This window comes from Xanthomonas euvesicatoria, assembly GCF_013112235.1.
GTDB classification, from domain to species: domain Bacteria; phylum Pseudomonadota; class Gammaproteobacteria; order Xanthomonadales; family Xanthomonadaceae; genus Xanthomonas; species Xanthomonas euvesicatoria.
The window spans coordinates 3,718,104-3,743,723 of sequence record NZ_JABFFS010000001.1; the positions used below are offsets into that span (position 1 = coordinate 3,718,104).

Consider the following 25,620-nt stretch of genomic DNA (forward strand, 5'->3'; position numbering starts at 1 on the left):
CGCGCCGCACAAAACGTCCAACCGACTGAAGGAGAACGACCATGTTTGCCGTCTACGCCAAAGAAGCCAACGTCGACGACCCGCTTGCCTCCGTCGTCGTCGGAGAGCGCCCCGAGCCTATCGTGCAAGAGGGCTGGGTACGCGTGAAGGTGACCCACGCCAGCCTTAACCGGCACGACATTTTCACCCTGCGCGGCATGACCTCCCAGGAGCAGCCGATCCCCTTCCCGATGATCCTGGGCAACGATGCCGCAGGCGTGCTCGAAGACGGCACGCCCGTCGTGCTCTATCCGGTACTGGGCAGCGACGACTGGAAAGGCGACGAGACCCTCGACCCGCACTGGCACGTTATCAGCGAACTCGTGCCCGGGACGATGGCCGATTATGTCGCCGTCCCGAAACGCAACGCGGTCCCTATTCCTGACGGTTTGACACCGCTTCACGCCTCGCTGCTCGGCACCGCGTGGCTCACGGCCTATCGCTCGCTCTTTACCAAATCACGGTTGATTCCGGGGCAGACGCTTCTCGTACAGGGCGCTTCGGGCGGTATGTCGACGGCGCTCATACAGATGGGCCGTGCTGCCGGCTTCGAAGTGTGGGTCACCACCCGCAATGATGAAGGAGCCGCCATTGCCGAACGCCTTGGCGCCAACCGGGTATTGCGACATGGCGAGCCCTTGCCACGCCGCGTTGACGCAGTCGTCGACAACGTCGGCGCGGCGACATGGGCAGATAGCCTGAAAGCGGTCAAGCGCGGTGGCGTCCTGGTGATCAACGGCATCACCACCGGGAACATCGCCGAAACCGACGTGCTGCGCATCTTCGTCGAACAGATCGACATCCGCGGCACCATCATGGGCACGCTTGAGGAAATGAAGGCCATGATGCAATTCGTCATCCGCAACAACATCGCCCCCGAAGTCGGAGCGGTGGTGCCGATGACCGAAGCCCGCGACGCGATCCGCAACATGATCGACGGTCGCACCCAGGGCAAGACCGTGTTCACGAGATAATTGGTAGAGCAGCGTAAAGCACAGAAGCAAAAGCCCGCCCAACGGAGCTTTCGCTGGCTAAAACACTACCCGAACTTGCCAGACCCAAAAACCCAAAGCCCGCAGTTACGCGGGTCTCAGGACATTTTGCTAGACCGTGCCGGGCAGTGCCGCACGCGGGATCACTCCCACTCGATCGTCGCCGGCGGCTTGCCGGAGATGTCGTAGACCACGCGCGACACACCACGCAGTTCGTTGATGATGCGGTTGCTCACGGTGCCGAGGAAGTCGTACGGCAGGTGCGCCCAATGCGCGGTCATGAAGTCGATGGTCTCCACCGCGCGCAGCGCGATCACCCATTCGTAGGCGCGGGCGTCGCCGACCACGCCGACCGACTTCACCGGCAGGAACACGGCGAAGGCCTGGCTGGTCTTGTCGTACAGGTCGGCCTTGCGCAGTTCGTCGATGAAGATCGCGTCGGCCTTGGCCAGCAACTCGGCGTACTCGCGCTTCACCTCGCCCAGAATGCGTACGCCCAGGCCGGGGCCCGGGAACGGGTGGCGATACACCATGGTGCGCGGCAGGCCGAGTTCCACGCCAAGGCGACGCACCTCGTCCTTGAACAATTCGCGCAGCGGCTCGACCAGGCCCAGCTTCATGTGCTCGGGCAAGCCACCGACGTTATGGTGGCTCTTGATCACGTGCGCCTTGCCGGTCTTGCTGCCCGCCGACTCGATCACGTCCGGATAGATCGTACCCTGCGCCAGCCACTTGGCATTGGCCAGCTTGTTGGATTCTTCGTCGAAGATCTCCACGAACAGGTTGCCGATGATCTTGCGCTTGGCTTCCGGGTCGCTGACGCCTTCCAGCTTGGCGAAATAACGGTCGGCGGCGTTGACGCGAATCACCTTGACGCCCATGTGCTTGGCGAACATCGCCATCACCTGGTCGCCTTCCTGCCAACGCAGCAAGCCGGTATCGACGAACACGCAGGTCAGCTTGTCGCCGATCGCCTTGTGCAGCAGCGCGGCCACCACCGACGAATCGACGCCGCCGGACAACCCAAGAATCACTTCATCGTCGCCCACCTGTTCGCGCACGCGCGCGATCTGGTCCTCGATGATGTTGGCCGCGGTCCACAGCGTCTGGCAGCCGCAGACATCCACCACGAAGCGGCGCAGCAAGGTCTGGCCCTGCAAGGTATGCGTCACCTCAGGATGGAACTGCACGCCGTACCAACGCTTGGCTTCGTTGGACATGGCCGCCACCGGAATGCGGTCGGTCGTGGCGGTGATGGTGAAGCCCGGTGGCACCTGCGACACGTGGTCGCCGTGGCTCATCCATACATTCAGGCGCGAGGCGCCGGCGTGGTCGGTGAGGCCGGAGAACAAGGCATCTGCCGCCACCACGTCCACTTCGGCATGGCCGAATTCGCGTTGATCCGCTGCCTCGGTCGCACCACCCAATTGCGCGGCGAGGGTCTGCATGCCGTAGCAGATACCGAACACCGGCAGGCCGCTATCGAACACTTCCTGCGGCGCCACCGGTGCGCCCGGCAACGTGGTCGACTCCGGGCCGCCGGACAGGATGATGCCCTTGGCACCGAAACCGGCAATCTCCGACGGATCGTGATCCCACGCCCAGATCTCGCAGTAGACCCCGATCTCGCGAATACGCCGCGCAATCAGCTGGGTGTACTGCGCACCGAAATCGAGGATGAGGATCTTGTCGGTATGGATGTTGGTCATTGAGAGCCGGGAATCGAGAATCGGGATGAGGGAATCGCAACAGCAAACGCAGCGCCGACCGCTATCGGATGAGGAGGCGGCGGGCTCTTACGATTCCCGATTCGCGATTCCCCATTCCCGGTTACCCGGCGCGATAGTTCGGCGGCTCTTTGGTGATCTGCACGTCGTGCACGTGGCTTTCGCGCTGGCCGGCGCCGGTGATCTTGACGAACTTGGGCTTGGTCCGCATGTCTTCGATGGTGGCGCAGCCCACATAGCCCATGGTCGCGCGCAGGCCACCGATGAGCTGATGGATGATGCCGCCGACCGGCCCGCGATACGGCACGCGGCCCTCGATGCCTTCGGGAACCAGCTTGTCGGCATCCGAGGCATCCTGGAAGTAGCGGTCCTTGGACCCCTTTTCCATCGCACCCAGGCTACCCATGCCGCGGTAGCTCTTGTAGCTGCGGCCCTGGAACAGTTCGACCTCGCCCGGCGCTTCTTCGGTACCGGCCAACAGGCCGCCGACCATCACCGTCGAGGCACCGGCCACCAGCGCCTTGCCGATGTCGCCGGAATAGCGGATGCCGCCATCGGCAATCAAGGGGATGCGGTCCTGCAGCGCTTCGGCCACCATGTCCACCGCAGTGATCTGCGGCACGCCCACGCCGGCAACCACTCGCGTGGTGCAGATCGAACCCGGGCCCACGCCGACCTTGACCGCGTCCGCACCGGCATCCATCAACGCCAATGCCGCATCGCCGGTGACGATGTTGCCGCCGATCACCTGCAACTGCGGATAGGTCTTCTTGACCCACGCCACGCGATCGATCACGCCCTGCGAATGGCCATGCGCGGTATCGACAATCACCACGTCCACGCCGGCTGCAGCAAGCAGCTCGATGCGCTGCTCGGTATCGCCGCCCACGCCCACCGCCGCGCCCACCAGCAAACGCTTGGCGCTGTCCTTGGCGGCATTGGGGTTGTCGGTCTTCTTCTGGATGTCCTTGACCGTGATCAGGCCGCGCAGCTCGAAGCTGTCGTTGACCACCAGGACCTTTTCGATCCGGTTGCGATGCAGCAGCTCGAGCACTTCCTCATCGCTGGCGCCTTCGCGCACGGTAATCAGGCGGTCCTTCTTGGTCATGATGTGGCGGACCGGATCGTCGAGCTTCTTTTCGAAGCGCATGTCGCGGCTGGTGACGATACCGACCAGTTCGCTGCCATCCACCACCGGCACGCCGGAGATGTTGCGCGCGCGCGTCAGTGCCAGCACTTCGCCGATGGTCGTGTCCGGGCTGACGGTGAACGGCTCGGTGATCACGCCGGACTCGAACTTCTTGACCCGAGCCACTTCGCCGGCTTGCTGCTGCGGGGTCAGGTTCTTGTGGATGATGCCGATGCCGCCCAGCTGGGCCATGGCCACCGCAAGACGGTGTTCGGTCACTGTGTCCATTGCCGCCGACAGAATCGGCAGTTTCAGGCGCAGGTCGCGCGTCAGCCGGGTTTCCAGGCTGACGTCCTTGGGCAGGACGATCGAATGAGCGGGGACGAGCGAAACGTCGTCGTAGGTGAGAGCTTCAGCCTGGATGCGTAGCATCGGCGGACCCGAGTTTTGGGGAAGCGCGGCATTTTAACGCATTGGAGCCGGGATTGGGGAGTCGGGATTCGCAACGGCGGGCCCTGCACCGTTCGCCGTTCGCTTGTTTGTCAGGATGCCGATGGCCGGCCGATCTCGGATGCAATCCGGATGGGCCGACGCGTGCGCGTGGCCGCTGCGGTTAACCAATCCCCAATCCCGAATCCCCACTCCCGGCGGCATCGGCGGCCTCGATGGTGTTCTGCATCAGCGTTGCCACGGTCATTGGCCCTACCCCGCCCGGCACCGGGGTGATCCAGGCCGCGCGCTGCGCGGCGGCGTCGAAGCCGACGTCGCCCACCAGGCGGCCATCATCGAGCCGGTTGATGCCGACATCGATCACCACCGCGCCCGGCTTGACCCATTCGCCCGGAATCAGGCCCGGGCGGCCCACCGCCACCACCAGGATGTCGGCATTGCGCACGCTCGCTTCCAGCACATCGGGCGGGGTGAATTTGTGGCAACTGGTGACCGTGCAGCCGGCGATCAATAGCTCCAACCCCATCGGCCGGCCCACGTGGTTGCTCACCCCCACGATGGTGGCATTGCGGCCGCGCACCGGTTGGTCGGTATGCCCGAGCAAGGTCACGATGCCGCGCGGCGTGCACGGGCGCAGCCCGAATTCGCGCAAGGCCAAGTGCCCGACATTCTGCGGATGGAATCCGTCCACGTCCTTGCGCGGGTCGATGCGCTGAATCAGCCGGTTGGCATCGGGGATGCCCGGCAGCGGCAGCTGGATCAGAATGCCGTGGATCTTGGGGTCGGCATTGAGCTCATCGATCAGCGACGCCAGCTGGGCTTCGCTGGTGCCCTGCGGCAGGTCGTAATCGAAGGCTTCGATGCCGACCTTCTCGGCCGCGCGCCGCTTGTTGCGCACATACACCGACGATGCCGGATCGCCACCGACCAGCACCACCGCCAGCCCGGGTCGCGCCTTGCCGGCGGCCAGCCGCGCATCCACCCGCAGCTTCAATCCGTCGAGCAATTCCTCGGCAATGCGGCGACCATCGAGAAGGCGGGCCGAAGCGGAGGCGGCTGGCGCAGAAGCGGTCATGGGGCGTCAGGTGTAGAGTCGAAGGCCGTCTATTGTCCCCGATTCCGCCATGACCGACACCACCTCACGCACCGATTCAAGCACCACTTCGATCGAAGCGGCAGCATTTCGCCGGCTCTTGCAGCATCTCAACCAGGACCGTACCGATGTGCAGAACATCGACCTGATGATTCTCGCCGGCTTCTGCCGCAACTGCCTGGGCGATTGGTACCGCGAAGCGGCCGAAGCGCAAGGCCAGGCCATGACCAAGGAACAGGCGCGCGAAGCCGTTTACGGCATGCCATTTGCCCAGTGGAAACAGCAGCATCAGAAAGATGCCACGCCCGAGCAGTTGGAAGCCTTTGCCGCTGCCCAGCGCAAGCATGGCTAGTAGGCATCGGTGAGCGCGGCTGCCAGAACGTCCCGTCAATCTTTGGCGGGATGTGGGCGCACTGAGGAGCCGGAGCGCCCGAGCGATCCGTACCGCATCGAGCAGGGGTGGCGCACCCGACGCCTGCGCAGGCGTGTGTGCCCGCTCCTGGCGGCCAACAAGACCTAGTGAGCAGTCGTCCAATCGCGGCTATCGCGCCGGACGACTGGCGCACCGCATCGCGCACTGGCCATGCCGCGGAGCGCCTGCGCAGCGGTTTGTGGGCCGCCCTTAGTCGCGCGTCTGTGTCTCTGCTGGCTCAGCCTGCGGCACCGCATCGGGATTCAACGTGCGGCTGCCGCGACGCGGCCGCGTGAACGGCGTGGGCCGGGGCGCGGTCGGCACGGTGTTGCCATACATCAGCTTGGCTCCGGCGCGTGCATCGCCGGCAGCAATCTCCAGTTCGAAACGCTCGGCATCGCGGCGGCGGATCTGACGCGAAATCATGCCGGCTTCGTCCTCGTCCACCCCCAGCTCCACCAGCGCCACTTTGCCGAAGAGCACCGCCGACTCGAAGGTCTCGCGGATCTGGTAATCCACTCCCGCAGCGACCAACTGCAGCGAATGCTGGCGGTCGTACGAACGCACCAGCAGCTTGGCATGCGGGAACTCGCGCGTTGCCAGCTCGACGATGCGATTGGCCGCCTCCTGGTTGTCGACGCACACCGCAATCGCACGTGCGCTGTGCGCGCCGGAGGCGTGCAACACATCGAGCCGGGTGCCGTCGCCGTAGTAGATCTTGAAACCAAATTCTTCCGCGCTCTGGATCATCTCGATGTCGTTATCGATGATGGTCACATCCACGTCGCGCGCCAGCAGCGACTGACTGGCCACCTGTCCAAAGCGCCCGAAGCCGATGATCAGCACGCTGCCGGTCTGGCCACTGGCTGCTTCCACGCCATCCAGCGAGACCGCCGCCGCCGGCGTCAGCCGCCGTTGCAGCAGCACGAACAATGGCGTCAGTGCCATCGACAACACCACAATCGCTGTCAGGCTGGCATTGACCTGGGCATCGATGACGCCGGATGCCGACGCGGCGGCAAACAGCACGAATGCGAATTCGCCGCCTTGCGCCATCAACACACCACGGTCCAGTGCCTGGCGATGGTCGCTGCGCATCAGCCGCGCCACCGCATAGATGCACACGCCCTTACCCACCATCAGGGCCAGCACGCCCACCACGATCAGGCGCCAGTCCGCCGCCACCACGCGCAAGTCCAGGCTCATGCCGACACCGAGAAAAAACAGCCCCAGCAGGATGCCGCGAAAAGGTTCGATATCCGCTTCGATCTGATGCCGGAACGTGGACTCGGACAACAGCACGCCGGCCAGGAACGCCCCCATCGCCATCGACAGCCCGCCCACCTGCATCAACAGCGCGGCGCCCAGTACCACCAGCAATGCTGCTGCCGTCATCACCTCGCGCGCCTTGGATGCGGCCAGGATGCGGAACAAGGGATTGAGCAGCCAACGCCCGGCCGCCAGCAAGCCGACGATGCAGGCCAGACCGATGCCGATTCCCTGCCAACGCTGCGATGCCGCCTGCGGGTCGCCGCTGGCTCCCATCCAGGCCACGATCGCCAGCAACGGCACGATCAACAGGTCTTCGAACAGCAGGATCGCCACGATCTTCTGCCCCGGCGGCAAGGCGACGTCGCCACGCTCTACCAAGAGCTGCATCACCACGGCAGTGGATGTCAGCACGAAACCGGACGCCGCCACGAAGGCCACCGGTAGCGCAAAGCCGAGCAACATGCCGACGCCGGTCAACACCAGCGCGCAGACCGCGATCTGCAGCGTGCCGAGTCCGAAGATTTCCTTGCGCAAACTCCACAGGTGCGAGGGGCGCATTTCCAGCCCGATCACGAACAGAAACATCACCACGCCCAACTCGGCCACATGCAGGATGGCTTGCGGCTCGTTGAACAGGCCCAACCCGAACGGACCAATTGCCAGTCCCGCCGCCAGATAACCCAACACCGAGCCCAGGCCCAGACGACGGAACAACGGGATTGCCACCACGGCAGCGCCGAGCAGCACTACCACGTTGATCAGCTCACTGGATTCGGCAGGTTGGCTCATGCCCGGATTCTAGCGGCACTTGCGCGGCCCCAGCCTGCATCAGGGTGCGCATCTTCGTCCCCGCTTGGGCTTGCCAAGCCGAGCTCTGCCGGCGCGGCAAAGCATACGGCAAGCCCCTAAACGACGAACGACGCCAGCTGGCGTCGTTCGTGGAAACAGCGATCAGGCAACACTCAGCCGCGCGCGTCGGCCTGGGCCAGTGCATTGCGCAGGATTTCCTTCGCTGGGCCGCCATGCTTTTCGTGCTCAAGCGCGAAATGCACGGTGGCTTCGATCAGGCCGATGTGCGCGCCGCAATCGAAACGGCGACCTTCGAAACGGAAGGCATCGACTTGCTCTTCCTTCAGCAACTCGGCAATCGCATCAGTGAGCTGGATTTCGCCGCCCGCGCCTGCACCGGTGGCTTCGAGCAGGTCGAAGATCTTGGGGCTCAGCACGTAACGACCGACCACGGCCAGATTGCTTGGCGCGACTTCCGGCTTGGGCTTTTCGACGATCGCGTTGATGCGTCCCTTGCGGCCGTCGAACGCGTCGGTGGAAACGATGCCGTAGCTGGCGGTCTTGTCGTGCGGCACGTCTTCCACGGCGATCACGCTGCCGCCCGAGGCCTCGGCCACATTGGCCATCTGGGTCAGCGCAGCATCGCCGCGGTTCCACATCAGATCGTCCGGCAGCAACACCGCGAACGGCTCGTCACCGACAACGGCCTTGGCACACAACACCGCATGGCCCAGGCCGAGCGCCTCTGCCTGCGTGACAAAAATGGCGCGGACGCCCTCGGGCAATGCATGGCGCACCAGCTCTAGCTGCTCCAGCTTGCCTGCGCGCTCCAGCTTCTGCTCGAGCTCATAGGCTTTGTCGAAGTAATCGGCAATGGAGTGCTTGTAGCGGTTGGTAACGAAGATCAGCGTATCGCAACCAGCCTGGATGGCTTCGTCGACGGCGTACTGGATCAATGGCTTGTCGATGATTGGCAGCATTTCTTTCGGCACTGTCTTGGTTGCCGGAAGAAAGCGGGTCCCAAGACCTGCGACGGGGAATACGGCCTTGCGAATACGCTGGCTCATTACAGTCTTCTGACCTCACGTGCGGGGAATGGAACGACCGTATCAGATCGCGCGTCGACTTTCCGTCGAGCAGCCGCGAAATCCGGCATCAGGCTGCCCAATACAGTCTCCATCGCGTTGATGTCATAGCGGTTAACGGCCTCGCGCAAGCGCGTCACCAGCTGCAGCACCTGCTCATGCGAGAACTCGCGCACACCGGCTTCCAGAATCTTGGGGTGCGCGGTGGGACGATAGTCTTCGTCGGAATAGAACAGCGTCTCATGCAGCTTCTCGCCCGGCCGCAGGCCGGTATAGAGAATCGCCACGTCCTTGCCCGGCTGCTTGCCGGCCAGACGGATCATCTGCTCGGCAAGCAAGCGAATCGGCACCGGCTCGCCCATGTCCAGCGTATAGATCGCACCATGCGATGCAGATGCAGCCGCCTGGATGACCAACTGGCAGGCTTCGGGGATGGTCATGAAGTAACGCGTGACATCCGGATGCGTCACGGTCACCGGCCCGCCCTGGCGGATCTGTTCGCGGAACAACGGCACCACGCTGCCGGCCGAATCCAGCACGTTGCCGAAGCGCACCGTGATGAAGCGCGTCGGCGCATCGCGCGCGTCAAGGCTCTGGCAGATCATTTCTGCATAGCGCTTGCTTGCGCCCAGCACATTGACCGGCTCGACCGCCTTGTCGGTGGAAATGAAGACGAACGTCTCGATACGTGCCCGCTGGCAGGCGCGCGCCACGTTCTCGGTCGCCAGCACGTTGTTGCGCACCGCCTCGCGCAACTGCTCTTCCAGCAACGGCACCTGCTTGTACGCAGCCGCATGGAAGACCGCGTCCGGCGTGGCAGTATTCAACGCATGCGCCACGACCGCCGGGTCGCCGCAATCGCCCAACACGCGCACCACTTCGATATCCGGAAACAGCCGGCGCAGATCCGAGTCGATGGTCAGTAGCGCCAGCTCGTCGATTTCCAGCAGCACGATCCGGCGCGCGCCATGGCGTGCGCACTGGCGGCAGACTTCCGAACCGATCGAACCGCCGGCGCCGGTCACCATCACGGTCTTGTTGGTCAGCCAGTCGCGGATCAGGCGCCAATCGGGCGTGACCGGCTTGCGGTTGAGCAGGTCCTCGATCGCGACCTCCTTCAACTCGCCCGGCAAGGAGCGCCCCTCCAGCACGTTGATCAGCTTGGGCACCATGCGGAACGGCAGGCCGGTGCTTTCGCAAATCGCCACCACGCGCTGCATGCCGGAGGCATCCAGCGATGGAATCGCGATCACCAGCAATTTGGCAGCGGTCTCTTTGGCGATCGCGGCGGCCTGGTCCAGATTGCCCAGCACATTGAGGCCCTGGATCTTGGCGCCATGCAGGTTGCTGGCATCGTCCAGATAGCCAATCGGCACAAACGCGCCGGTACGGCGAAGATCGCGCACCAACCCTTCGGCGGCGCGCCCGGCGCCGAGGATCAGCACGCGCCGCCCCGCATCACCGGAATGCGCGATCTGGTAGTCCTTCCAAGCGCGATACAGCAGACGCGGCGTACCCAGCATGGCCGACAACGCAAAGGGATAGACCACCAGCACCGACAGCGGCACGCCATCCAGACGGTCGTACGCCAACGCCAGCACGATTGCGACCAATCCGAGAAAACTCGACTTGAAGATGTTCCACAGGTCCGGCACCGAGGCGAAGCGCCACAACCCGCGATACAACCCCATCTTCCAGAACACCAGGCCCTGCGCCACCAGCACCACCGCGGTGCGCCAGTCCCACAGCGGCAGATCCGGCGCGTCGCGTAGCATCGAGTAGCGGCCGGCATGCAGGAGCTGCCAGCATACCCACACCATCAGCAGATCATGTACCACGACCGCTATCTGCGGCAGGGCCTTGGTCAAACGGTCACGCCAGGAAATCATAAAAGTCCATTAGTCAGGAATTGCGCAATCCATCGCGCAGAAAATGCCAGATTGCAGTGGTGCCCATGCCCCATGCCAGCGCGCCGGACACCTGCAGCCAGAACGGATCATGACGGATTAACAGGTACAAGCAGACGGCAATGAGGCTGAAAGCGAAATAAACGCACGTTACCGGGACGTGCGTCTCAAGACGACGCGCCAGACGTTGATAGACGTGCTGGGCATGCGGTTCCCACCAGCGTTGCCCGGAAAGCATGCGAGCAAGCAGTGTGAAGCCGGCGTCTACAAGAAAGGCTGTCAACGGGAACCAGCTGATCCACCAGCTCACCTGACCACTCGCTACGTTCAGCGCCAATAGCGCCGCCAGCACATAGCCGAGCGCACCGCTGCCGCCATCGCCCATGAAGATGCGTGCACGTGGGAAATTGAACGGCACAAACCCAAGGCACGCCGCTGCAACCGCCAGACCTGCCCACGACGAGCCGGCAGGCGCTACCAGCGAGAATCCGAGCGCGGCCAACGCCGCCTGGGTGCTGGCCAGCCCATTGATGCCATCCATGAAATTCCAGACATTGATCAATACCACGGACGCAGCAGCAGTCAGCAATCCATCCCACACGCTGCCCGTGTCATGCCAAACCAAGGCGCCCAATGCCGCCGACGCGGCCAGGTGAATCGAAAACCGCAGCCTTGCCGAAAGCGGACGATGATCGTCCCACCACCCTACGCCGGCCACGGCGATCAGGCCCGCTGCGAACCAGCAGACCGTCAGCCGCGACGTCGGCCACAGCGCGCAAGCTGCAACGCAGCCCAGCAAGATCGCCGCCACAATCGCCATACCGCCGCCGCGCGGGGTAGCGACCACGTGGCTACGCCGTTCACCGGGATGATCGAGCAGGCGGCGGTGCAAGGCATAGCGCCGCAGCCCCCAGGTCCCCAGTGCCGCGACCAGCAGGTGCAGCGCGCACCACAGCCACGCCATCAGACCACCGCGTAGTTCAACAGCGGTTTGACCGTACCCCATTCCTTGCAGCTCGGGCATTGCCAATGATGCGTCTTGGCACCGAAGCCGCAGCGCGTGCATCGGTAGCTCGGATTGCGCACCAGCAATTGGTCGGTGATGTGCTTGAGGTCCTGCAAGGTGCCGACCGGGTCGCTTCCCTCGGCCAGGGTGAGATCGATCAACGCCGACTCACCACGCACCGACGGCCGATCCTTGAGCTGGCGGCCAAGATAGGCCAGCGCAGGCGCGACGCCATCCTGGGCTTCCATCAACTGGGTCAGCGCCAGCACCGGAGCGATGCCGCGATAGTGCTCGGTCATCTCCGACAGGAAGTTGCGCGCCCCAGCGATATCGCCGACCCGTCGATACGCGGCCATCAATGCAGGAATGATCTCGGGCAGGTATTCCGGATCATGCCGGGCCGCCCGTTCGAAAGCGCGCACTGCCGCTTCGTCGTGACCGCGCTCGGCTTCGATGCGCCCTTCCAGAATGCCGGCGCGCACGGAGGTGCCATCGGCCTGGTAGGCACGTGCGATGGCTTGTAGCGCATCGTCGGTCTTGCCCAGGCCGCGATAGCGATCAGCCAGTTCGCATTCGAATTGCGAGATCAGTTTGCCCATCGGCTCGCCGGTCACTTCTTCATAGCGGGTGGCGTTGTCGATCGCCTTTTCCCAATCGCGCTCGGCCTGATAGATGCCGATCAGATGGCGCAGCGCCTGCGGCGCACGCTGGTCCAGTTGCGCCAACTCGGTAAAGACCGTTTCGGCACGATCCAGCAGACCCGACTTCATGTAGTCCTCGCCGAGCGCCAGCAAGGCCTGCACGCGCTGCTGATCGGTCAGGTCGCCACGCTGCACCAGGCCCTGGTGCAGGCGGATCGCACGGTCCACTTCACCACGGCGACGGAACAGATGCCCCAACGCGACCTGGGTCTCGAAGGTTTCCTTGTCCAGTTCGGCGATATGCAAGAACAGCTCGATCGCCTTGTCCGGCTGCTCGTTGAGCAGATAGTTCAACCCACGGAAATAAGTACTGGAAAGACGACTGACCTGCGTGTCGCCATGGCGTTGGCCGCCACGACGGCCCACGATCCAGCCACCTAGCGCAGCCAGCGGCACGAACAGGAAGAACCAGATCCACTCGGTCAGAAAGTCCATACGTCGTTACAGTCCATCGATGGGGCGCGGCTCGACGGTCGCAGGCGTGACAGGCCTGGCGTCGCCGCGACTGACCGCAACAGCCTTGTTGGCCTGGCGCAGTTTGGAATAGAGGGGAATGACCACACTGACCAGCACCATGCCGGCACCGATCAACACACCGACCAGCAGCGCGACGATGATCGCGACGCCTGAACTGGTATGCACGCTGGAGAACAGGAAGTCGAGCGTGACGTCCTGGCAATTGACCGCACCGATGATCAGACCGACCAACAGGAAGGCCAACATCACCAGCAAGCGAAGCACCTTCATGGCGAGACTCCGTCGGGAAGCATGCTAGCTTAACCGAGACGACATAAACGCAGCGCCAGACGGGCTTCAGTCTGCCGTATCGACCACATCCACGGGCACCACGGAGCTGACCCGCTCACGCAATTCCTTGCCCGGCTTGAAGTGGGGAACATGCTTGCCCGGCAGCGCGACCGACTCGCCGGTCTTGGGATTACGTCCCAGACGTGGCGGACGGTAATGCAGCGAAAAACTGCCGAACCCGCGAATTTCGATCCGATCGCCATCGGAGAGCGCCTGCCCCATCATTTCCAGCAGCGACTTCACTGCCAGATCCACGTCGTCCGACTTCAGATGCGCTTGGCGTCGCGCCAGGATTTCAATCAATTCGGACTTGGTCATGGGAAGACTTGTTTTTTTCGACTGACACATCGGAATCGGCCCGGGCAAGCCCGGGCCGATCCATTACGCTCTTGCGAGCGCTACGCGCTTACTCGGACTTGTTGTTGTTCAACTGTGCACGCAGCAGCGCGCCCAGCTGAGTCATGCCGCCCGACGCGGAGGCGGACTGGTAGTCCTCCAACGTTTCGCGCATTTCGGCATCGTCCTTGGCCTTGATCGACAGCTGCAGGGTGCGGCCCTTACGGTCCATGCCCACGAACTTGGCTTCGATCTTGTCGCCGACCTTCAGGTGCTGAGTGGCGTCGTCGACGCGCTCGTTGGCGATGTCGCGTGCAGCGACGTAGCCTTCGATGCCATCGGCCAGGTCGATCGTGGCGCCCTTGGCATCCACTTCACGCACCACGCCTTCGACCTTCGAGCCCTTCGGGTTGGACGCCATGTACTGACCGAACGGGTCCTGCTCCAGCTGCTTGACGCCCAGGCTGATGCGCTCGCGCTCCGGGTCCACTGCCAGCACCACGGCTTCCAGCGTGTCGCCCTTCTTGTAATTGCGCACGACATCTTCGCCGGTGGTGTTCCAGCTGATGTCGGACAGGTGGACCAGACCGTCGATGCCGCCGTCCAGACCGATGAAGATGCCGAAGTCGGTGATCGACTTGATCTGACCGGACACCTTGTCGTTCTTCTTGTGGGTGGCAGCGAAGGTTTCCCACGGATTGGCGGCAACCTGCTTCATGCCCAGCGAGATGCGGCGACGCTCCTCGTCCACGTCCAGGACCATGACTTCGACTTCGTCACCGACCTGCACGACCTTGGACGGGTTGACGTTCTTGTTGGTCCAATCCATCTCGGAGACGTGCACCAGGCCTTCCACGCCCGGCTCGATCTCGACGAACGCGCCGTAATCGGTGACGTTGGAGACCTTGCCGAACACGCGGCTGTTGGCCGGGTAACGACGCGCGATGTTGTCCCACGGATCTTCGCCCAGCTGCTTCAGGCCGAGGCTGACGCGGTTACGCTCGCGATCGAACTTCAGCACGCGCACGTCCAGCTCGTCGCCGACGTTGACCACTTCGGACGGATGGCGCACGCGCTTCCAGGCCATGTCGGTGATGTGCAGCAGGCCGTCGATACCGCCCAGGTCCACGAACGCGCCGTAGTCGGTCAGGTTCTTGACGACACCCTTCAGGATCGCGCCTTCCTGCAGCTTGTCCATCAGCTGCTCGCGCTCTTCCGAGTGCTCGCTTTCGACCACTGCACGACGCGAGACAACGACGTTGTTGCGCTTGCGGTCCAGCTTGATCAGCTTGAACTCGAGTTCCTTGCCTTCCAGGTAGGCCGGGTCGCGCACCGGGCGCACATCCACCAGCGAACCGGGCAGGAACGCGCGGACATCCTTGATGTCCACGGTGAAACCACCCTTGACCTTGCCGCTGATGCGGCCGGTGATGGTTTCGTTCTTTTCCAACGCTTCTTCCAGCTCGTCCCACACCATCGCGCGCTTGGCCTTCTCGCGCGACAACACGGTTTCGCCGAAGCCGTTCTCGATGGAATCGAGGGCGACCTTGACCTGGTCGCCTACGCCGACATCGATCTCGCCAGCGTCGTTACGGAACTGCTCGATCGGCACGATGCCTTCGGACTTCAGGCCAGCGTTGATCACCACCACGTCGCCGCGGACTTCCACGACGGTACCGGTGACGATGGAGCCCGGCTTCAGCTTCGCCAGATTGGCTTGGCTGGCTTCGAACAGTTCTGCAAAAGATTCTGTCATTTGAATTTACTCAGTTGAACACACGGGCGCCGATTGTCGGGGTGCGACAGATGCGAACCGCCCAGCCTGTTGGTCGACTCCGGACAGCAAGTCGGTTGGAAGTCATAGAACCGCCACGCAGGATGCGCGACGGAGCTTTGGAACGCCTTACGGTCGGCGGGACAAACCCGCTTGCCAAACGCTTACGACGGCGCACGGTCTGCGAGCAACCCGACCACACGCTGGACGACATCTTCGATTCCCATTCCGCTGGTATCGATCAGCACGGCGTCTTCGGCCGGCCGCAATGGCGCCACCACCCGCTGCGCATCACGGGCATCACGGGCCATGATCTCGCGCAGCAGGTCGTCAAAGATAACCGAAACACCCTTTTCCATCAACTGTTTATGGCGACGGCCCGCACGTTCTTCGGCACTGGCGGTCAGAAACACTTTGTAGGCCGCATCGGGGAAGATCACCGTGCCCATGTCGCGCCCGTCGGCAACCAGGCCGGGGGCGCGCCTGAATGCGCGTTGGCGCTCTTTCAGGGCGCTGCGCACCTCGGGAATGGCGGCAATGGCCGAGGCCAGCGCGCCGGTCGTTTCCAGGCGCAGCTCACTGGTCGCATCTGCGCCATTGACCAGCACGCGCAGCCCCGCCTCGCCCGCATCGTCGAATTCCACCCTGGTGTCGAAGGTGCAACGCACCAGCGCTGCCGGGTCGGAGACATCCAGGTCGGCCCAGCTCGCCGCCACACCCACCGCGCGATACAGTGCACCCGAATCGAGGTAATGCCAGCCCAGCCGGGCGGCCACGATCCGGCTCACGGTGCCCTTGCCGGCACCGGAAGGGCCATCGATGGTGAGAACGGGCGACAGGTCGGTCATTCAGGTTTCCGGAAGGTCATCAGCGCGTAGTGTAGCGCCGCTCGCAGCGATCGCGCTGCAACCACTTGAAAGCACGACGAAAAGCCGGTTAGAATCGCCGGCTTAATTCCGGGTGCACCCTCGACCGTGGGCACTCTTCCATCGAATCCAACCGTTTACGCCGAGGTGTGCCATGAAAGTCCTGTCCTCCCTGAAGTCTGCGAAGACCCGTCACCGCGACTGCAAGGTGGTCCGCCGCCGCGGTAAGGTCTTCGTGATCTGCAAGTCGAACCCGCGTTTCAAGGCGCGTCAGCGCTAAGCCTTTGCGGCGCGTGCAAGACCCGAGAAAGCCGCCTCCGGGCGGTTTTTTCTTGGCCGCTGCTTCACAGTGGTTGACATACGGATCTACCGCCGGCCTGCCCACGCAGGACATCGCCGTCCCTGGGCCAGGGCGCCGGGCAATCGCGGCCCCGACAGGTCAGCCGTGTCGCAACAGCGCCTGTCGTCGTTTTTTGCTGTAATCACCATCTGAAATCTTGTCCACTGGGGAGTAGATGACATGCGTAACCGTTTGTTTGTGATGCCGCCGGTCGTGCTGACAATCGCGCTGATGGGGATCAGTGCCGTCGCTTCGGCCGATACGTTGCTGGTCGACCGCGCACAGCAGAAGCCTGCCGCTGCCCTGCCCTTGCGCGGCGAGAGCATGAGCCAGGTCGAAGGCCGCTACGGCGCGCCACAGGAAAAGCTCGACCCACGTGGCGGCCAGAAGCGCCAATGGCCCACCATCCATCGCTGGGTGTATCCGGCCTTCACCGTGTACTTCGAAAAGAGCAAGGTGATCGACGTGGTGGCCAACAAGGCCGATGCCAACGAGATCGGGCCCAAGCCGCCGATCCGCTGAGGCATCGGTGACGGCTCGACCGGAGGTTTCGGCATCCGGTCTTCGCACGCCGGCCGTCACGATTCGCATCGCAAGGTGCACCGTGTCCGTCAGCAGCCGGACATGCGTTGCTGCAATGCTGTTAGAAGGCCGGCGCGGCGATCAGCGCCTGGATCGCAAGAGCCCGCATCCACCGTGCGGGATATCGATGAACGAGCGGGCGATGGCCTGCACACCAAGATGAGTATTTGCCTGGCATGACCGACCGTCTTCGCTTTCCCGCCGAATGGGAACCCCAATCCGCCGTGTTGCTCGCGTGGCCGCATGCCGGCACCGATTGGGCCGAGCGCCTGGCCGACGTGGAAGAGACCTATATTGCGCTGGTCACGGCGATCTCCCGCTTCGAGCCGGTGGTCATCTGCGTGGCCGACGACGACCTGCAGATCTATGCCGAGGCGCGGCTGCGTTCGGCGCGGGTGGACATGACGCGCGTGCGCTTCGTGATCGCCGCGTACAACGACACCTGGCTGCGCGATTCGGGCCCGATCACGCTGCGCCAGGAAGCCGGCTTCCGGTTGATGGATTTCCGTTTCACCGGTTGGGGCGGCAAGTTCGAAGCCAGCCTGGACGATCAGTTGGTGAGTTCGCTGGATGCCGCGCAAGTGTTCGTGCCGGCGCAGGTGGAGACCATCGACTTCGCGCTGGAAGGTGGCGCCATCGAGACCGATGGTGCCGGCACCCTGCTGACCACCTGGAAGTGCCTGCATGAGCGGCATCCGCAGCGCACGCGCGAATCGCTCAGCAGCGATCTGGCCACGTGGCTGGCGCAAGAGCGCGTGCTGTGGCTGGATCACGGCTACCTGGAAGGCGACGATACCGACGCGCATATCGACACGCTGGCGCGCTTTGCCGGCCCGGATGCGATCGTTTATCAGGGCTGCGACGTGCCCGGCGATTCGCATTACGTCGAACTGCAGGCGATGGGGGCCGAACTGGCCGCGCTGCGCAGGGCCGACGGGCAGCCATATCGGCTGTTTGTGCTGCCGTGGGCACAGCCCATCCTCGATGAAGGCCGCCGGTTGGCTGCGTCGTATGCCAATTTCCTGATCGTCAACGGCGCAGTGCTGATGCCGGCCTATGGCGATGCGGCCGATGCAACCGCGCAGGCGGTGCTGGCGCAGGCATTCCCGCAGCACGAGATCGTGCCGGTGCCGTGCCGTGCGCTGATCTGGCAGAACGGCAGCCTGCATTGCCTGACCATGCAATTGCCGGCCGGCCTGCTCGCGGCCTAAGCGCAGTTGCGTACCTCGCCTGCGTCGCGGCCGCACAGACCGCGCGCGGCTTCCTGTTCCGGCCGGCAGGCCGGTGTTACGCCATGGCGCGCTACCTTAGTGCGCCACTAACGTTGGATGCTGCCATGACCCGTCATCTCCTTCCCGTCGCGCTGATCCAGGAGCGCAACCACGGCGACGCCGAGGCCAACCTGGCCGTCATCGCATCGCGCGTGGCCGAAGCCGCCGCGCAGGGCGCCAAGCTGGTGCTGCTGCAGGAACTGCACAACGGCGCGTATTTCTGCCAGCACGAGTCGGTGGACGAGTTCAACCTGGCCGAGCCGATTCCCGGCCCCAGCACCGAGCGCTTGAGCGCGCTGGCCAGGCAGCACGGCGTGGTGCTGGTCGCCTCGCTGTTCGAGCGCCGCGCGGCCGGCCTGTATCACAACACCGCGGTGGTGTTCGAAAAGGACGGCCGGCTGCTCGGCAAGTACCGCAAGATGCACATCCCCGACGATCCGGGCTTCTACGAGAAGTTCTATTTCACTCCGGGCGATCTGGGCTTCACGCCGATCGATACCTCGGTGGGCCGCCTGGGCGTGCTGGTGTGCTGGGACCAGTGGTATCCGGAAGCGGCGCGCCTGATGGCGCTGGCCGGTGCGGAACTATTGCTCTACCCCACGGCGATCGGCTGGGATCCGGACGACCAGCAGGCCGAGCAGGAGCGCCAGCGCGATGCCTGGATCCTCAGCCATCGCGGCCATGCGGTCGCCAACGGCGTGCCGGTGCTGTCGTGCAACCGGGTCGGCCATGAGCCCTCGCCGCTGGGCGCCTCGGGCATCCAGTTCTGGGGCAACAGCCATGTGCTGGGGCCGCAGGGCGAGTTCATTGCCGAAGCCGGCCAGGATCCGACCGTGCTGATCTGCGATGTCGACCTGCAACGCAGCGAACATGTGCGCCGCATCTGGCCGTTCCTGCGCGACCGTCGCATCGATGCGTACGGCGATCTGCTCAAGCGCTACATCGACTGACGCATGCCATTGGAGCTGCGTGCAGTCCGCGATGCGGACATCCCGGCGATCACTGCGATTTATGCGGAGCAGATCGCCGGGGTCAATACCTACGAATACAACGCGCCATCGCTCGATGAAATGCGCGCGCGGGTAAGCGCGATCGTGGATGCAGGCTACCCTTATCTGGTGGCAGAGCTCGATGGCGTGGTCGCGGGCTATGCCTATGCCAGCGCATTTCGCGCGCGCGCCGGATATCGCTGGACGGTGGAGAACTCGATCTACCTGGCCAGCGCGATGCAGGGCCGCGGCATCGGCAAAGCCCTGCTGGGTGAGCTGATCGCGGTGTGCGAGCAGCGCGGCTTCCGCCAGATGATCGCGGTGATTGGCGATGCCGGCAATCTGGCATCGCGAAACTTGCATGAACGTTTTGGATTTCGCACGGTCGGAGTCTTCAACGGAATTGGCCGCAAACACGGTCGCTGGCTGGACGGCGTGCAGATGCAACGCGCGCTCGGCTCCGGCGACACCGCCCCTCCTTCTGATGAAAAGCCCCATGACTGAGCAGCCCCCCCACGTTCTGGACGATGCGCTGTCCGGCCAGCCGCATCGCATCGTCGAACGCGACGGCGTGCGCTATACCTTGCTCGGCACCGCGCACGTGTCGCTGGCGAGCGTTGCCGCCGTGCAACGGGCGATTGGCAGCGGGCGTTACGACGCGGTAGCGGTGGAACTGGACGCGCAGCGCCTGCAGGCGCTCAGCGATCCCGACGCCCTCGCCCGCCTGGATCTGGTGCAGGTGATCCGCAAGGGCCGTGTGGCCTTGTTCGCCGCGAATCTGGCGCTTGCCGCGTACCAACGCCGCCTGGCCAAACAACTGGGCATCGAACCGGGCGCGGAATTGAAGGAGGCGGTGAACTTGGCACGCGCGCAGGGCTTACCGGTGCATCTGATCGATCGCGAGGTTGGCCTGACCTTCAAACGTGCGTCCGGGCGGCTGGGGTTTTTCGGCAAGATGAAACTGGCCGGGGGATTGCTCGGCGGCCTGTTCGCTGCCGATGAGGTGGGCGAAGAAGAAATCGAAAAGCTCAAGCAAGGCGACATGCTCGAGGCAAGCTTCGGCGACTTCGCCAGCGAAAGTCCGGAGCTGTACGAGACGGTGATTGCCGAGCGCGACCAATACATGGCCACGCGTCTGCGCGAAGAAGTCGGCGCAGAGCAGCGCGAGATCTTGGCGGTGGTTGGCGCTGGACATCTGGCCGGACTTGCGCGCCATCTGGAACAGGACACCGCCGCGCCCGGCCCGCTGCGCGAATCGCTGGAATACGTGCAGCAGCGCAAGCGTATTCCGTGGATCACGCTGGGCATCCTGGCGGTCATCATCACCGGCATCGGCATCGGGTTCTGGCGTGGCGGCCTGAGCATGGGCGCGGACCTGTTGATGCAGTGGGCCATGTATACCGGCGGCATGGCCGCGCTCGGCTGCTTGCTGGCCGGTAGCCACCCGTTGAGCATTCTCACCGCCGCGGTCGTCGCGCCGTTCAAGCCATTTCGCCTGAGCGTGCCGACCGGTGCATTCGCCGCGTTGGTCGAAGTGCATATGCGAAAGCCGGCCTACGGCGACTTTCTGTCATTGCGCGACGACGCGCAGACGCTGCGCGGCTGGTACCGCAACCGCGTCTCGCGGGTGGTGCTGACATTTCTGCTGACCAATTTCGGCAGCATGGCCGGTGTGTGGCTGGCCGGGGTTCAAATCTTCAACCGTCTGCACGGGTGAGTACAGCGGCACTGAGGCCGCCGGCTCAAGACCGTTCGTCGGAGCGCACCCGGGCCAATAGGCCTTACGGTAAATCCCATCGCGCCCGGGTGCGCTCCTACGGCATCCGGTTGCTTGCCGGATGCTCCGGCGCAAGCTGCAGGCGTACCCGGAGCTATGTAGAAACGCCCTGGGCGCGATGAGGCCTTCCCGGTAAATTACTGTCGCGCGCGGGTGCGCTCCTACGGCATCCGGTTGCTTGCCGGATGCTCCGGCGCAAGCTGCAGGCGTACCCACACACCATAGTGATCCGATGCCCAGCGGCCTTCGGCATAAGGCGCCTCGAACAGGATGCGGGCTTCGCGGGCCAGCAGGCGGTTCTGCTGGAAAAACACATGGTCGATGCGTGCAGGCCTGTCGAAGATGTGCATGTTCAAGGTGCTGACCGTGGCGTCGCTATTGCGATGCACGCTGCCGTAGCTGTCGCCGTAGCCCTTGCGTAGCGCTTGCAGATCGAGCGTGTCGGCGGCGGTATTGAAATCGCCGGCGATCACCACCGGCGCCTGCGCGCTGTTGGAGGCGATGAAGTCCAGCAGATCGGCCACCTGGCGCGTGCGTATGCCGGCACCGCGTGCGTCGGCGCGTTCGTTGAGATGGGTGACATAGACGTTGACCGGCTGGCCATCGACATCCACCTGCAGATGCGCGGCGACACGGTAATCGTCCAGCGGCTGCAGCAGGCGCTGGTGGGTGGCCAGCACTTTGCGGCGACTCAGCAACGCATTGCCGTAGCGTTTGGGTGCACCGACCGGATCGACCGAGGCGAAGGTGTAGTCGTAACCGAGCTTGCGCGCGAGCCAGGCGGCCTGGTTTTCCACGCTGCCGCGGCGCTCGATCACTTCCTGCAACGCAATCACGTCCGGCGCCAGTCGCTTGAGTTCCCTGGCGATATAAGCGCGTCGTGCCGGCCAGTCTTCGCGATCGTGGTGCAGGTTGAGCGTGACCAGGGTCATTTCGCGCGACGCTGTGGCGGATGACTGCACGGCGTTCGCTACTTGCTCACGATTGCCGCGCTGCACGGAGGGAACGCCCTGCCCGGCCTGCACGCCAGTGGAGAACAGCAGCAGTGCAACCAACATGAGCAGCCCTTCGGAACCTCGCCGTGCTGGCGCTGCCCGGGACGGCCGCCACGCCTGCCTCATTGCGTGGCGCGCTCGGCCCGCCGCACCGCGCTGGGCACATCGATTTGCACGTTGGCCGGCAGTTGCTGGATGCGCAGCTCGCCGTTTTGCCATTCAGCCGATTCGCCGTTGATCGTGGCCTTGCCCGGGGTGCCCTGATACGGCCACGGCAGCACCACACCGCCCGGCGGCAGGATCAGCCCGGGCTGCAGCTGCAGCACCAATTGCTTGTCGGTGCGTTGCAAAGTGTAGTTGAGGCGCCCGTACGGTGTACGCAGTTCGGCGATACCGATTCCCTTGCCTTCGAACCAGCGCGTCGGCGTGCCGGCCGCGATGACCAGGCTGGCATCGGATTCGCGGCCGTAGGCGAACATGTCCAGCACCGAGCGTACGAAGTCCGAGGCGACCCAGGCATGCGGCAGGTCGCCGACGAAGAACGGCGTGCGTGGCGTGCGCGAGACCACTTCGGCCCACTGGTTCCAGGGTTGTGGAGCGCGGTCCTTGAAGAAGAACGCGGTCGCGTCCCAGGCGCGGTCGCGCCAGCCCAGGCGCACGAATGCGGCCACGTTGCGCCACTCGTAGGGCGTGTAGTCCTTCCATTCGCGCTTGCCGTCGCGACGGTCGGAGAATTCCTTCCAGTAACGCTCGAAGGTCTTGGTCAGCAGATCCTGCGGCAGGCGTTGCTGCTCGCCGCCTGGCGTCAACGCAATGGTGGTCGAGGTCGCATCGAAGTCGCCCAGCTCCGCCGAGCCCGGCAGGAAATCCAGGTTGTGCTGACGCACGGCCGCGCCCAGCGATGCCACCAGATCGCCACTGAATTCATCGCGTGCGGCGCTGAAGCGTGCCGCTTCCTCTGGCTTGTCCAGCGCCCCGGCCAGCATCGCCGCGTCCTTGTAACCGCGCAGTGCCCAGAAATTATCCCAGTACGAATGCACCGGCTTGGCCGAATAGCCTTCGTGGCTGATCGACACCGGCATCATTCCGTAGAAAGCCGGGTTGCGCATGAAGTTTTCTTCGGTACGCTCGCTGGCGCGCAGCGTTTCCATGTAGTCGTAGGCGCCGGTGACATGCGGCCACATCTTTTCCAGGAAGGCCTTGTCGCCGGTATAGCGGTAGTACTCGGCGATGTTGTAGATCAGCTCGCCGTGGCTGTCGTTCTCCGGCACCGGGTCGCTGCCGCGGTCGTCCACGCAGCACGGCACCATGCCATCGGCAAACTGGTATGGCGCGAACCAATCCACATAGTCGCGCACCACGTCTTCGCGACCCAGCCGCAACAGCCCTTCGGAAATCATTGCGCCGTCGCGGATCCAGCTGCGCGAATACGAGCGTGTGCCCGGCTGCAGGCGTGGACCGATGCGTGAGATCAGCATATGCGCCAGCGCGGTGCGCAAGGTATCGACCACCGGCTTGCCTTCGGCCGGCACGCTGATGCGCACCCGATCGAGCTTGCTGCGCCATTGCTGCGCCACCTGCTGCTGCGCCTTGTCGGCATCGAAGCCAGCCGGCAGCTGCGCGGCGCCGGTTTGCGGAATGACCAAGGCCACTTCGCGGCGTTGGCCGGGCTCCAGCTTCCAGCGATACAGCAGTACACCCGATGCTAGGCCGGTTTCGTCCTTGACCTGGGCCACCGTCGGCGGCGTGGCCGCGGTGAGATGGCTGACGTCCATGCCGCTGTCGAAGGCGCTTGCAAAGCCGGCATCCGGCCGCTGTGCAGCGAACACCCGCGGCTTGCCGTTGACGCTGACCTGGCCACCATCCACTGCGAGTTGGTCGATGCGGCTGACGCCACCCAAGGTGTTGAGAAACTGCGCCGGCGGGTTGACCTGGAATGGACGCACGGCCAGCGCCAGGGTGAACTCGCGCGCATCCTTGCCGGTGTTGTGCAGTTGGTAACGCGCGACCAGTTGCGCCTGATCGGGGGTGCCCTGCACGAAGGCGGTGACGCGCAGATTCATCAGGTCGTGGTGCCAATCCACGCTGGGAATCGGCAGGTAATCGTCCTGCAGGCTTTGCTCGCTGCTGACATCGGACCAGTGCAGCACCTTGCCGCCGGTAACCACGAACGGCTCGATGCTGAAACCGCCCTTGCCCACTTCCACCGCACCGTCCTCGCCGATCAGGCCCTGTTCGGTGCCGCCATCCAGGCCCAGGATGGTCCAGTACGGCTGCTCGCCGGAGAAGCCGCGCGGATAACTGCCACGCGGCAGTTGCGCGGCCAGCGACTTGATGAAGTCGTTGGGCGTTGCGGCGAATGCCAGCGGCTGCAGCTGCACTTCCTTGATGCCGTAGCGCCAGTTGGGGCCGTCCTTGAGATCGAAACGCAGGTAGCGCGCTTCGGTATCGGGAAGCGCCAACCAATCGGTGCCGCCCGCGCCGGCAGTGACCGTGCGCAGGTCGCGCCAGCTCCGTCCGTCGCTGGAGGAGCGCACCACGTATTGCGAGGCCTGCAGACCCGGCACCCACTGCACCACGGCGCCGCCGAATTCGCGCACCTTGCCCAGATCCAGCGTGACCGTCTGTTGCTTGACCGCGCCGCTGAGCCAGAACGTGTCCGGCTTGCCATCGGCCAGGCGCTGTTCCAACGCAGGCGCGGTGTCGGTGATGGCCTTGGCCTGCAACGGCGAGGTATCTTCGGGCGGCAGCGGCGTGAGCGTGAGCCGGTCGAAGCACACCGTGCCCTTGCCGCCGACCTTGTTGTAGATGGTGAACTCCACATCGGCGCTGCTGCGCAGTTGCTTGTCCTGACCTGGGCCCCAGGCCTTCTCGATGTTGCGCTTGCGGTAGTTGAACGTTGTCCAGTTCTTCGGGAAGTTGAAGCCCGGCCGGTTGACCCACCAGACATTGTCGCCGCTTGCGTCGATCAGCTTGAGCTGCAGGTCGTTGGATGGCGATTCGCCGCGCACCGCGAACGACATCCGGTAATTGTCCGGATAGGTGATCGGCAAATTGCGACGGATGCCGACATAGCCGGACACGCCGTTGAAGTTGTAGTCCAGGCACAGCGCATGCCCGCCCGAGGGCGTGGCCACCGGGCGCAGCGAACCGCTGACCTGGTTGGACACCACCAGGCGCCAGGCACCGATGTCGTTGAAGCCGTCGAGCACGCGCTCCTGCGCCTGCGCCGCGCCCGCAGACGTGACGAAAGCGGCCATGGCACACAGTCGCAGGAACAC

The 25,620-nt window shown here is 64.2% G+C and carries 22 protein-coding genes; 8 read left to right on the forward strand and 14 right to left on the reverse strand.

Going from position 1 to position 25,620, the window contains the following annotated elements:
• Nucleotides 1-41 precede the first annotated feature (41 nt).
• The gene (locus HLH45_RS16050) at nucleotides 42-1,013 is read left to right on the forward strand and encodes a zinc-binding dehydrogenase (RefSeq protein ID WP_008572368.1); all 972 of its coding nucleotides are present in this window, start codon (nucleotides 42-44) and stop codon (nucleotides 1,011-1,013) included.
• Nucleotides 1,014-1,174: 161 nt separating this feature from the next.
• On the opposite strand, the gene guaA is transcribed toward HLH45_RS16050, so the two are convergent.
• The 3 genes from guaA to folD all read right to left on the reverse strand — a co-directional run bounded on the left by guaA (nucleotide 1,175) and on the right by folD (nucleotide 5,412).
• A complete protein-coding gene (guaA, locus tag HLH45_RS16055) occupies nucleotides 1,175-2,740 on the reverse strand; it encodes a glutamine-hydrolyzing GMP synthase (protein WP_008572370.1) in 1,566 nt (521 codons plus the stop codon).
• Between the two features lie 121 nt (nucleotides 2,741-2,861).
• The gene (gene guaB / locus HLH45_RS16060; protein WP_008572372.1) at nucleotides 2,862-4,319 is read right to left on the reverse strand and encodes an IMP dehydrogenase; all 1,458 of its coding nucleotides are present in this window, start codon (nucleotides 4,317-4,319) and stop codon (nucleotides 2,862-2,864) included.
• 181 nt (nucleotides 4,320-4,500) lie between these two features.
• Nucleotides 4,501-5,412 (reverse strand): bifunctional methylenetetrahydrofolate dehydrogenase/methenyltetrahydrofolate cyclohydrolase FolD, encoded by a 912-nt coding sequence (gene folD, locus HLH45_RS16065; RefSeq protein WP_008572374.1) that lies wholly within the window; start codon nucleotides 5,410-5,412, stop codon nucleotides 4,501-4,503.
• A gap of 49 nt (nucleotides 5,413-5,461) precedes the next feature.
• Here folD and HLH45_RS16070 point away from each other — a divergent pair, with 49 nt between their 5' ends.
• Nucleotides 5,462-5,782: a DUF1244 domain-containing protein gene (locus HLH45_RS16070; protein WP_008572376.1), complete on the forward strand. Its 321-nt coding sequence runs from the start codon at nucleotides 5,462-5,464 to the stop codon at nucleotides 5,780-5,782.
• A 270-nt stretch (nucleotides 5,783-6,052) separates the two neighbouring features.
• On the opposite strand, the gene HLH45_RS16075 is transcribed toward HLH45_RS16070, so the two are convergent.
• The 9 genes from HLH45_RS16075 to cmk all read right to left on the reverse strand — a co-directional run bounded on the left by HLH45_RS16075 (nucleotide 6,053) and on the right by cmk (nucleotide 16,367).
• Nucleotides 6,053-7,903: a monovalent cation:proton antiporter-2 (CPA2) family protein gene (locus HLH45_RS16075; protein WP_008572378.1), complete on the reverse strand. Its 1,851-nt coding sequence runs from the start codon at nucleotides 7,901-7,903 to the stop codon at nucleotides 6,053-6,055.
• 173 nt (nucleotides 7,904-8,076) lie between these two features.
• Nucleotides 8,077-8,970 (reverse strand): UTP--glucose-1-phosphate uridylyltransferase GalU, encoded by an 894-nt coding sequence (gene galU, locus HLH45_RS16080; protein WP_008572379.1) that lies wholly within the window; start codon nucleotides 8,968-8,970, stop codon nucleotides 8,077-8,079.
• Complete coding sequence (locus tag HLH45_RS16085) at nucleotides 8,970-10,877, reverse strand: polysaccharide biosynthesis protein (RefSeq protein ID WP_046931922.1); 1,908 nt, start codon at nucleotides 10,875-10,877, stop codon at nucleotides 8,970-8,972. The genes galU and HLH45_RS16085 overlap by 1 nt, the downstream gene beginning before the upstream one ends.
• Before the next feature lie 13 nt (nucleotides 10,878-10,890).
• Nucleotides 10,891-11,859: an MraY family glycosyltransferase gene (locus tag HLH45_RS16090; RefSeq protein ID WP_008572384.1), complete on the reverse strand. Its 969-nt coding sequence runs from the start codon at nucleotides 11,857-11,859 to the stop codon at nucleotides 10,891-10,893.
• Entirely contained in the window at nucleotides 11,859-13,037 is a 1,179-nt protein-coding gene (gene lapB / locus HLH45_RS16095; RefSeq protein ID WP_003489647.1) for a lipopolysaccharide assembly protein LapB, read from the reverse strand. Before lapB ends, HLH45_RS16090 begins: the two co-directional genes overlap by 1 nt.
• Before the next feature lie 6 nt (nucleotides 13,038-13,043).
• Nucleotides 13,044-13,349, reverse strand: a complete 306-nt coding sequence (locus tag HLH45_RS16100) for a LapA family protein (RefSeq protein WP_008572386.1) — start codon at nucleotides 13,347-13,349, stop codon at nucleotides 13,044-13,046.
• A 66-nt stretch (nucleotides 13,350-13,415) separates the two neighbouring features.
• The gene (locus HLH45_RS16105; protein ID WP_008572387.1) at nucleotides 13,416-13,727 is read right to left on the reverse strand and encodes an integration host factor subunit beta; all 312 of its coding nucleotides are present in this window, start codon (nucleotides 13,725-13,727) and stop codon (nucleotides 13,416-13,418) included.
• Nucleotides 13,728-13,815: 88 nt separating this feature from the next.
• Entirely contained in the window at nucleotides 13,816-15,501 is a 1,686-nt protein-coding gene (gene rpsA / locus HLH45_RS16110; RefSeq protein WP_003489652.1) for a 30S ribosomal protein S1, read from the reverse strand.
• A gap of 182 nt (nucleotides 15,502-15,683) precedes the next feature.
• Nucleotides 15,684-16,367 carry a (d)CMP kinase gene (gene cmk, locus HLH45_RS16115; protein ID WP_008572390.1) on the reverse strand — a complete coding sequence of 228 codons (684 nt, stop codon included), beginning with the start codon at nucleotides 16,365-16,367 and terminating at the stop codon, nucleotides 15,684-15,686.
• Nucleotides 16,368-16,539: 172 nt separating this feature from the next.
• Here cmk and ykgO point away from each other — a divergent pair, with 172 nt between their 5' ends.
• The 6 genes from ykgO (at nucleotide 16,540) to HLH45_RS16145 (ending at nucleotide 21,284) form a co-directional block, all read left to right on the forward strand.
• Nucleotides 16,540-16,665, forward strand: a complete 126-nt coding sequence (gene ykgO, locus HLH45_RS16120) for a type B 50S ribosomal protein L36 (protein ID WP_005913193.1) — start codon at nucleotides 16,540-16,542, stop codon at nucleotides 16,663-16,665.
• A gap of 240 nt (nucleotides 16,666-16,905) precedes the next feature.
• Nucleotides 16,906-17,247, forward strand: a complete 342-nt coding sequence (locus tag HLH45_RS16125; RefSeq protein ID WP_007970129.1) for a hypothetical protein — start codon at nucleotides 16,906-16,908, stop codon at nucleotides 17,245-17,247.
• 236 nt (nucleotides 17,248-17,483) lie between these two features.
• A complete protein-coding gene (locus tag HLH45_RS16130; RefSeq protein WP_011347667.1) occupies nucleotides 17,484-18,518 on the forward strand; it encodes an agmatine deiminase family protein in 1,035 nt (344 codons plus the stop codon).
• 125 nt (nucleotides 18,519-18,643) lie between these two features.
• Complete coding sequence (locus HLH45_RS16135; protein WP_033478929.1) at nucleotides 18,644-19,528, forward strand: carbon-nitrogen hydrolase; 885 nt, start codon at nucleotides 18,644-18,646, stop codon at nucleotides 19,526-19,528.
• 3 nt (nucleotides 19,529-19,531) lie between these two features.
• The gene (locus HLH45_RS16140) at nucleotides 19,532-20,071 is read left to right on the forward strand and encodes a GNAT family N-acetyltransferase (protein WP_008575050.1); all 540 of its coding nucleotides are present in this window, start codon (nucleotides 19,532-19,534) and stop codon (nucleotides 20,069-20,071) included.
• The gene (locus HLH45_RS16145; RefSeq protein ID WP_046931923.1) at nucleotides 20,052-21,284 is read left to right on the forward strand and encodes a TraB/GumN family protein; all 1,233 of its coding nucleotides are present in this window, start codon (nucleotides 20,052-20,054) and stop codon (nucleotides 21,282-21,284) included. Before HLH45_RS16140 ends, HLH45_RS16145 begins: the two co-directional genes overlap by 20 nt.
• A 221-nt stretch (nucleotides 21,285-21,505) precedes the next feature.
• On the opposite strand, the gene HLH45_RS16150 is transcribed toward HLH45_RS16145, so the two are convergent.
• Nucleotides 21,506-22,399 (reverse strand): endonuclease/exonuclease/phosphatase family protein, encoded by an 894-nt coding sequence (locus HLH45_RS16150; RefSeq protein WP_033478931.1) that lies wholly within the window; start codon nucleotides 22,397-22,399, stop codon nucleotides 21,506-21,508.
• A gap of 62 nt (nucleotides 22,400-22,461) precedes the next feature.
• Nucleotides 22,462-25,599, reverse strand: coding sequence for a discoidin domain-containing protein (locus HLH45_RS16155; protein WP_008575056.1), 3,138 nt, complete (start codon nucleotides 25,597-25,599; stop codon nucleotides 22,462-22,464).
• Nucleotides 25,600-25,620: the final 21 nt, after the last annotated feature.

What these genes read in the sequence shown, in the direction of transcription:
- HLH45_RS16130 (WP_011347667.1), top strand. Translation starts at nt 17,484, where the DNA reads ATGACCGACCGTCTTCGCTTTCCCGCCGAATGGGAACCCCAATCCGCC.
- HLH45_RS16155 (WP_008575056.1), bottom strand. Translation starts at nt 25,599, where the DNA reads ATGGCCGCTTTCGTCACGTCTGCGGGCGCGGCGCAGGCGCAGGAGCGC.
- HLH45_RS16125 (WP_007970129.1), top strand. Translation starts at nt 16,906, where the DNA reads ATGCGTAACCGTTTGTTTGTGATGCCGCCGGTCGTGCTGACAATCGCG.
- HLH45_RS16075 (WP_008572378.1), bottom strand. Translation starts at nt 7,903, where the DNA reads ATGAGCCAACCTGCCGAATCCAGTGAGCTGATCAACGTGGTAGTGCTG.
- ykgO (WP_005913193.1), top strand. Translation starts at nt 16,540, where the DNA reads ATGAAAGTCCTGTCCTCCCTGAAGTCTGCGAAGACCCGTCACCGCGAC.
- HLH45_RS16145 (WP_046931923.1), top strand. Translation starts at nt 20,052, where the DNA reads ATGAAAAGCCCCATGACTGAGCAGCCCCCCCACGTTCTGGACGATGCG.
- HLH45_RS16105 (WP_008572387.1), bottom strand. Translation starts at nt 13,727, where the DNA reads ATGACCAAGTCCGAATTGATTGAAATCCTGGCGCGACGCCAAGCGCAT.
- HLH45_RS16085 (WP_046931922.1), bottom strand. Translation starts at nt 10,877, where the DNA reads ATGATTTCCTGGCGTGACCGTTTGACCAAGGCCCTGCCGCAGATAGCG.
- HLH45_RS16070 (WP_008572376.1), top strand. Translation starts at nt 5,462, where the DNA reads ATGACCGACACCACCTCACGCACCGATTCAAGCACCACTTCGATCGAA.
- lapB (WP_003489647.1), bottom strand. Translation starts at nt 13,037, where the DNA reads ATGGACTTTCTGACCGAGTGGATCTGGTTCTTCCTGTTCGTGCCGCTG.
- folD (WP_008572374.1), bottom strand. Translation starts at nt 5,412, where the DNA reads ATGACCGCTTCTGCGCCAGCCGCCTCCGCTTCGGCCCGCCTTCTCGAT.
- HLH45_RS16135 (WP_033478929.1), top strand. Translation starts at nt 18,644, where the DNA reads ATGACCCGTCATCTCCTTCCCGTCGCGCTGATCCAGGAGCGCAACCAC.
- galU (WP_008572379.1), bottom strand. Translation starts at nt 8,970, where the DNA reads ATGAGCCAGCGTATTCGCAAGGCCGTATTCCCCGTCGCAGGTCTTGGG.
- guaA (WP_008572370.1), bottom strand. Translation starts at nt 2,740, where the DNA reads ATGACCAACATCCATACCGACAAGATCCTCATCCTCGATTTCGGTGCG.
- HLH45_RS16050 (WP_008572368.1), top strand. Translation starts at nt 42, where the DNA reads ATGTTTGCCGTCTACGCCAAAGAAGCCAACGTCGACGACCCGCTTGCC.
- HLH45_RS16100 (WP_008572386.1), bottom strand. Translation starts at nt 13,349, where the DNA reads ATGAAGGTGCTTCGCTTGCTGGTGATGTTGGCCTTCCTGTTGGTCGGT.
- cmk (WP_008572390.1), bottom strand. Translation starts at nt 16,367, where the DNA reads ATGACCGACCTGTCGCCCGTTCTCACCATCGATGGCCCTTCCGGTGCC.
- HLH45_RS16090 (WP_008572384.1), bottom strand. Translation starts at nt 11,859, where the DNA reads ATGGCGTGGCTGTGGTGCGCGCTGCACCTGCTGGTCGCGGCACTGGGG.
- guaB (WP_008572372.1), bottom strand. Translation starts at nt 4,319, where the DNA reads ATGCTACGCATCCAGGCTGAAGCTCTCACCTACGACGACGTTTCGCTC.
- HLH45_RS16140 (WP_008575050.1), top strand. Translation starts at nt 19,532, where the DNA reads ATGCCATTGGAGCTGCGTGCAGTCCGCGATGCGGACATCCCGGCGATC.
- rpsA (WP_003489652.1), bottom strand. Translation starts at nt 15,501, where the DNA reads ATGACAGAATCTTTTGCAGAACTGTTCGAAGCCAGCCAAGCCAATCTG.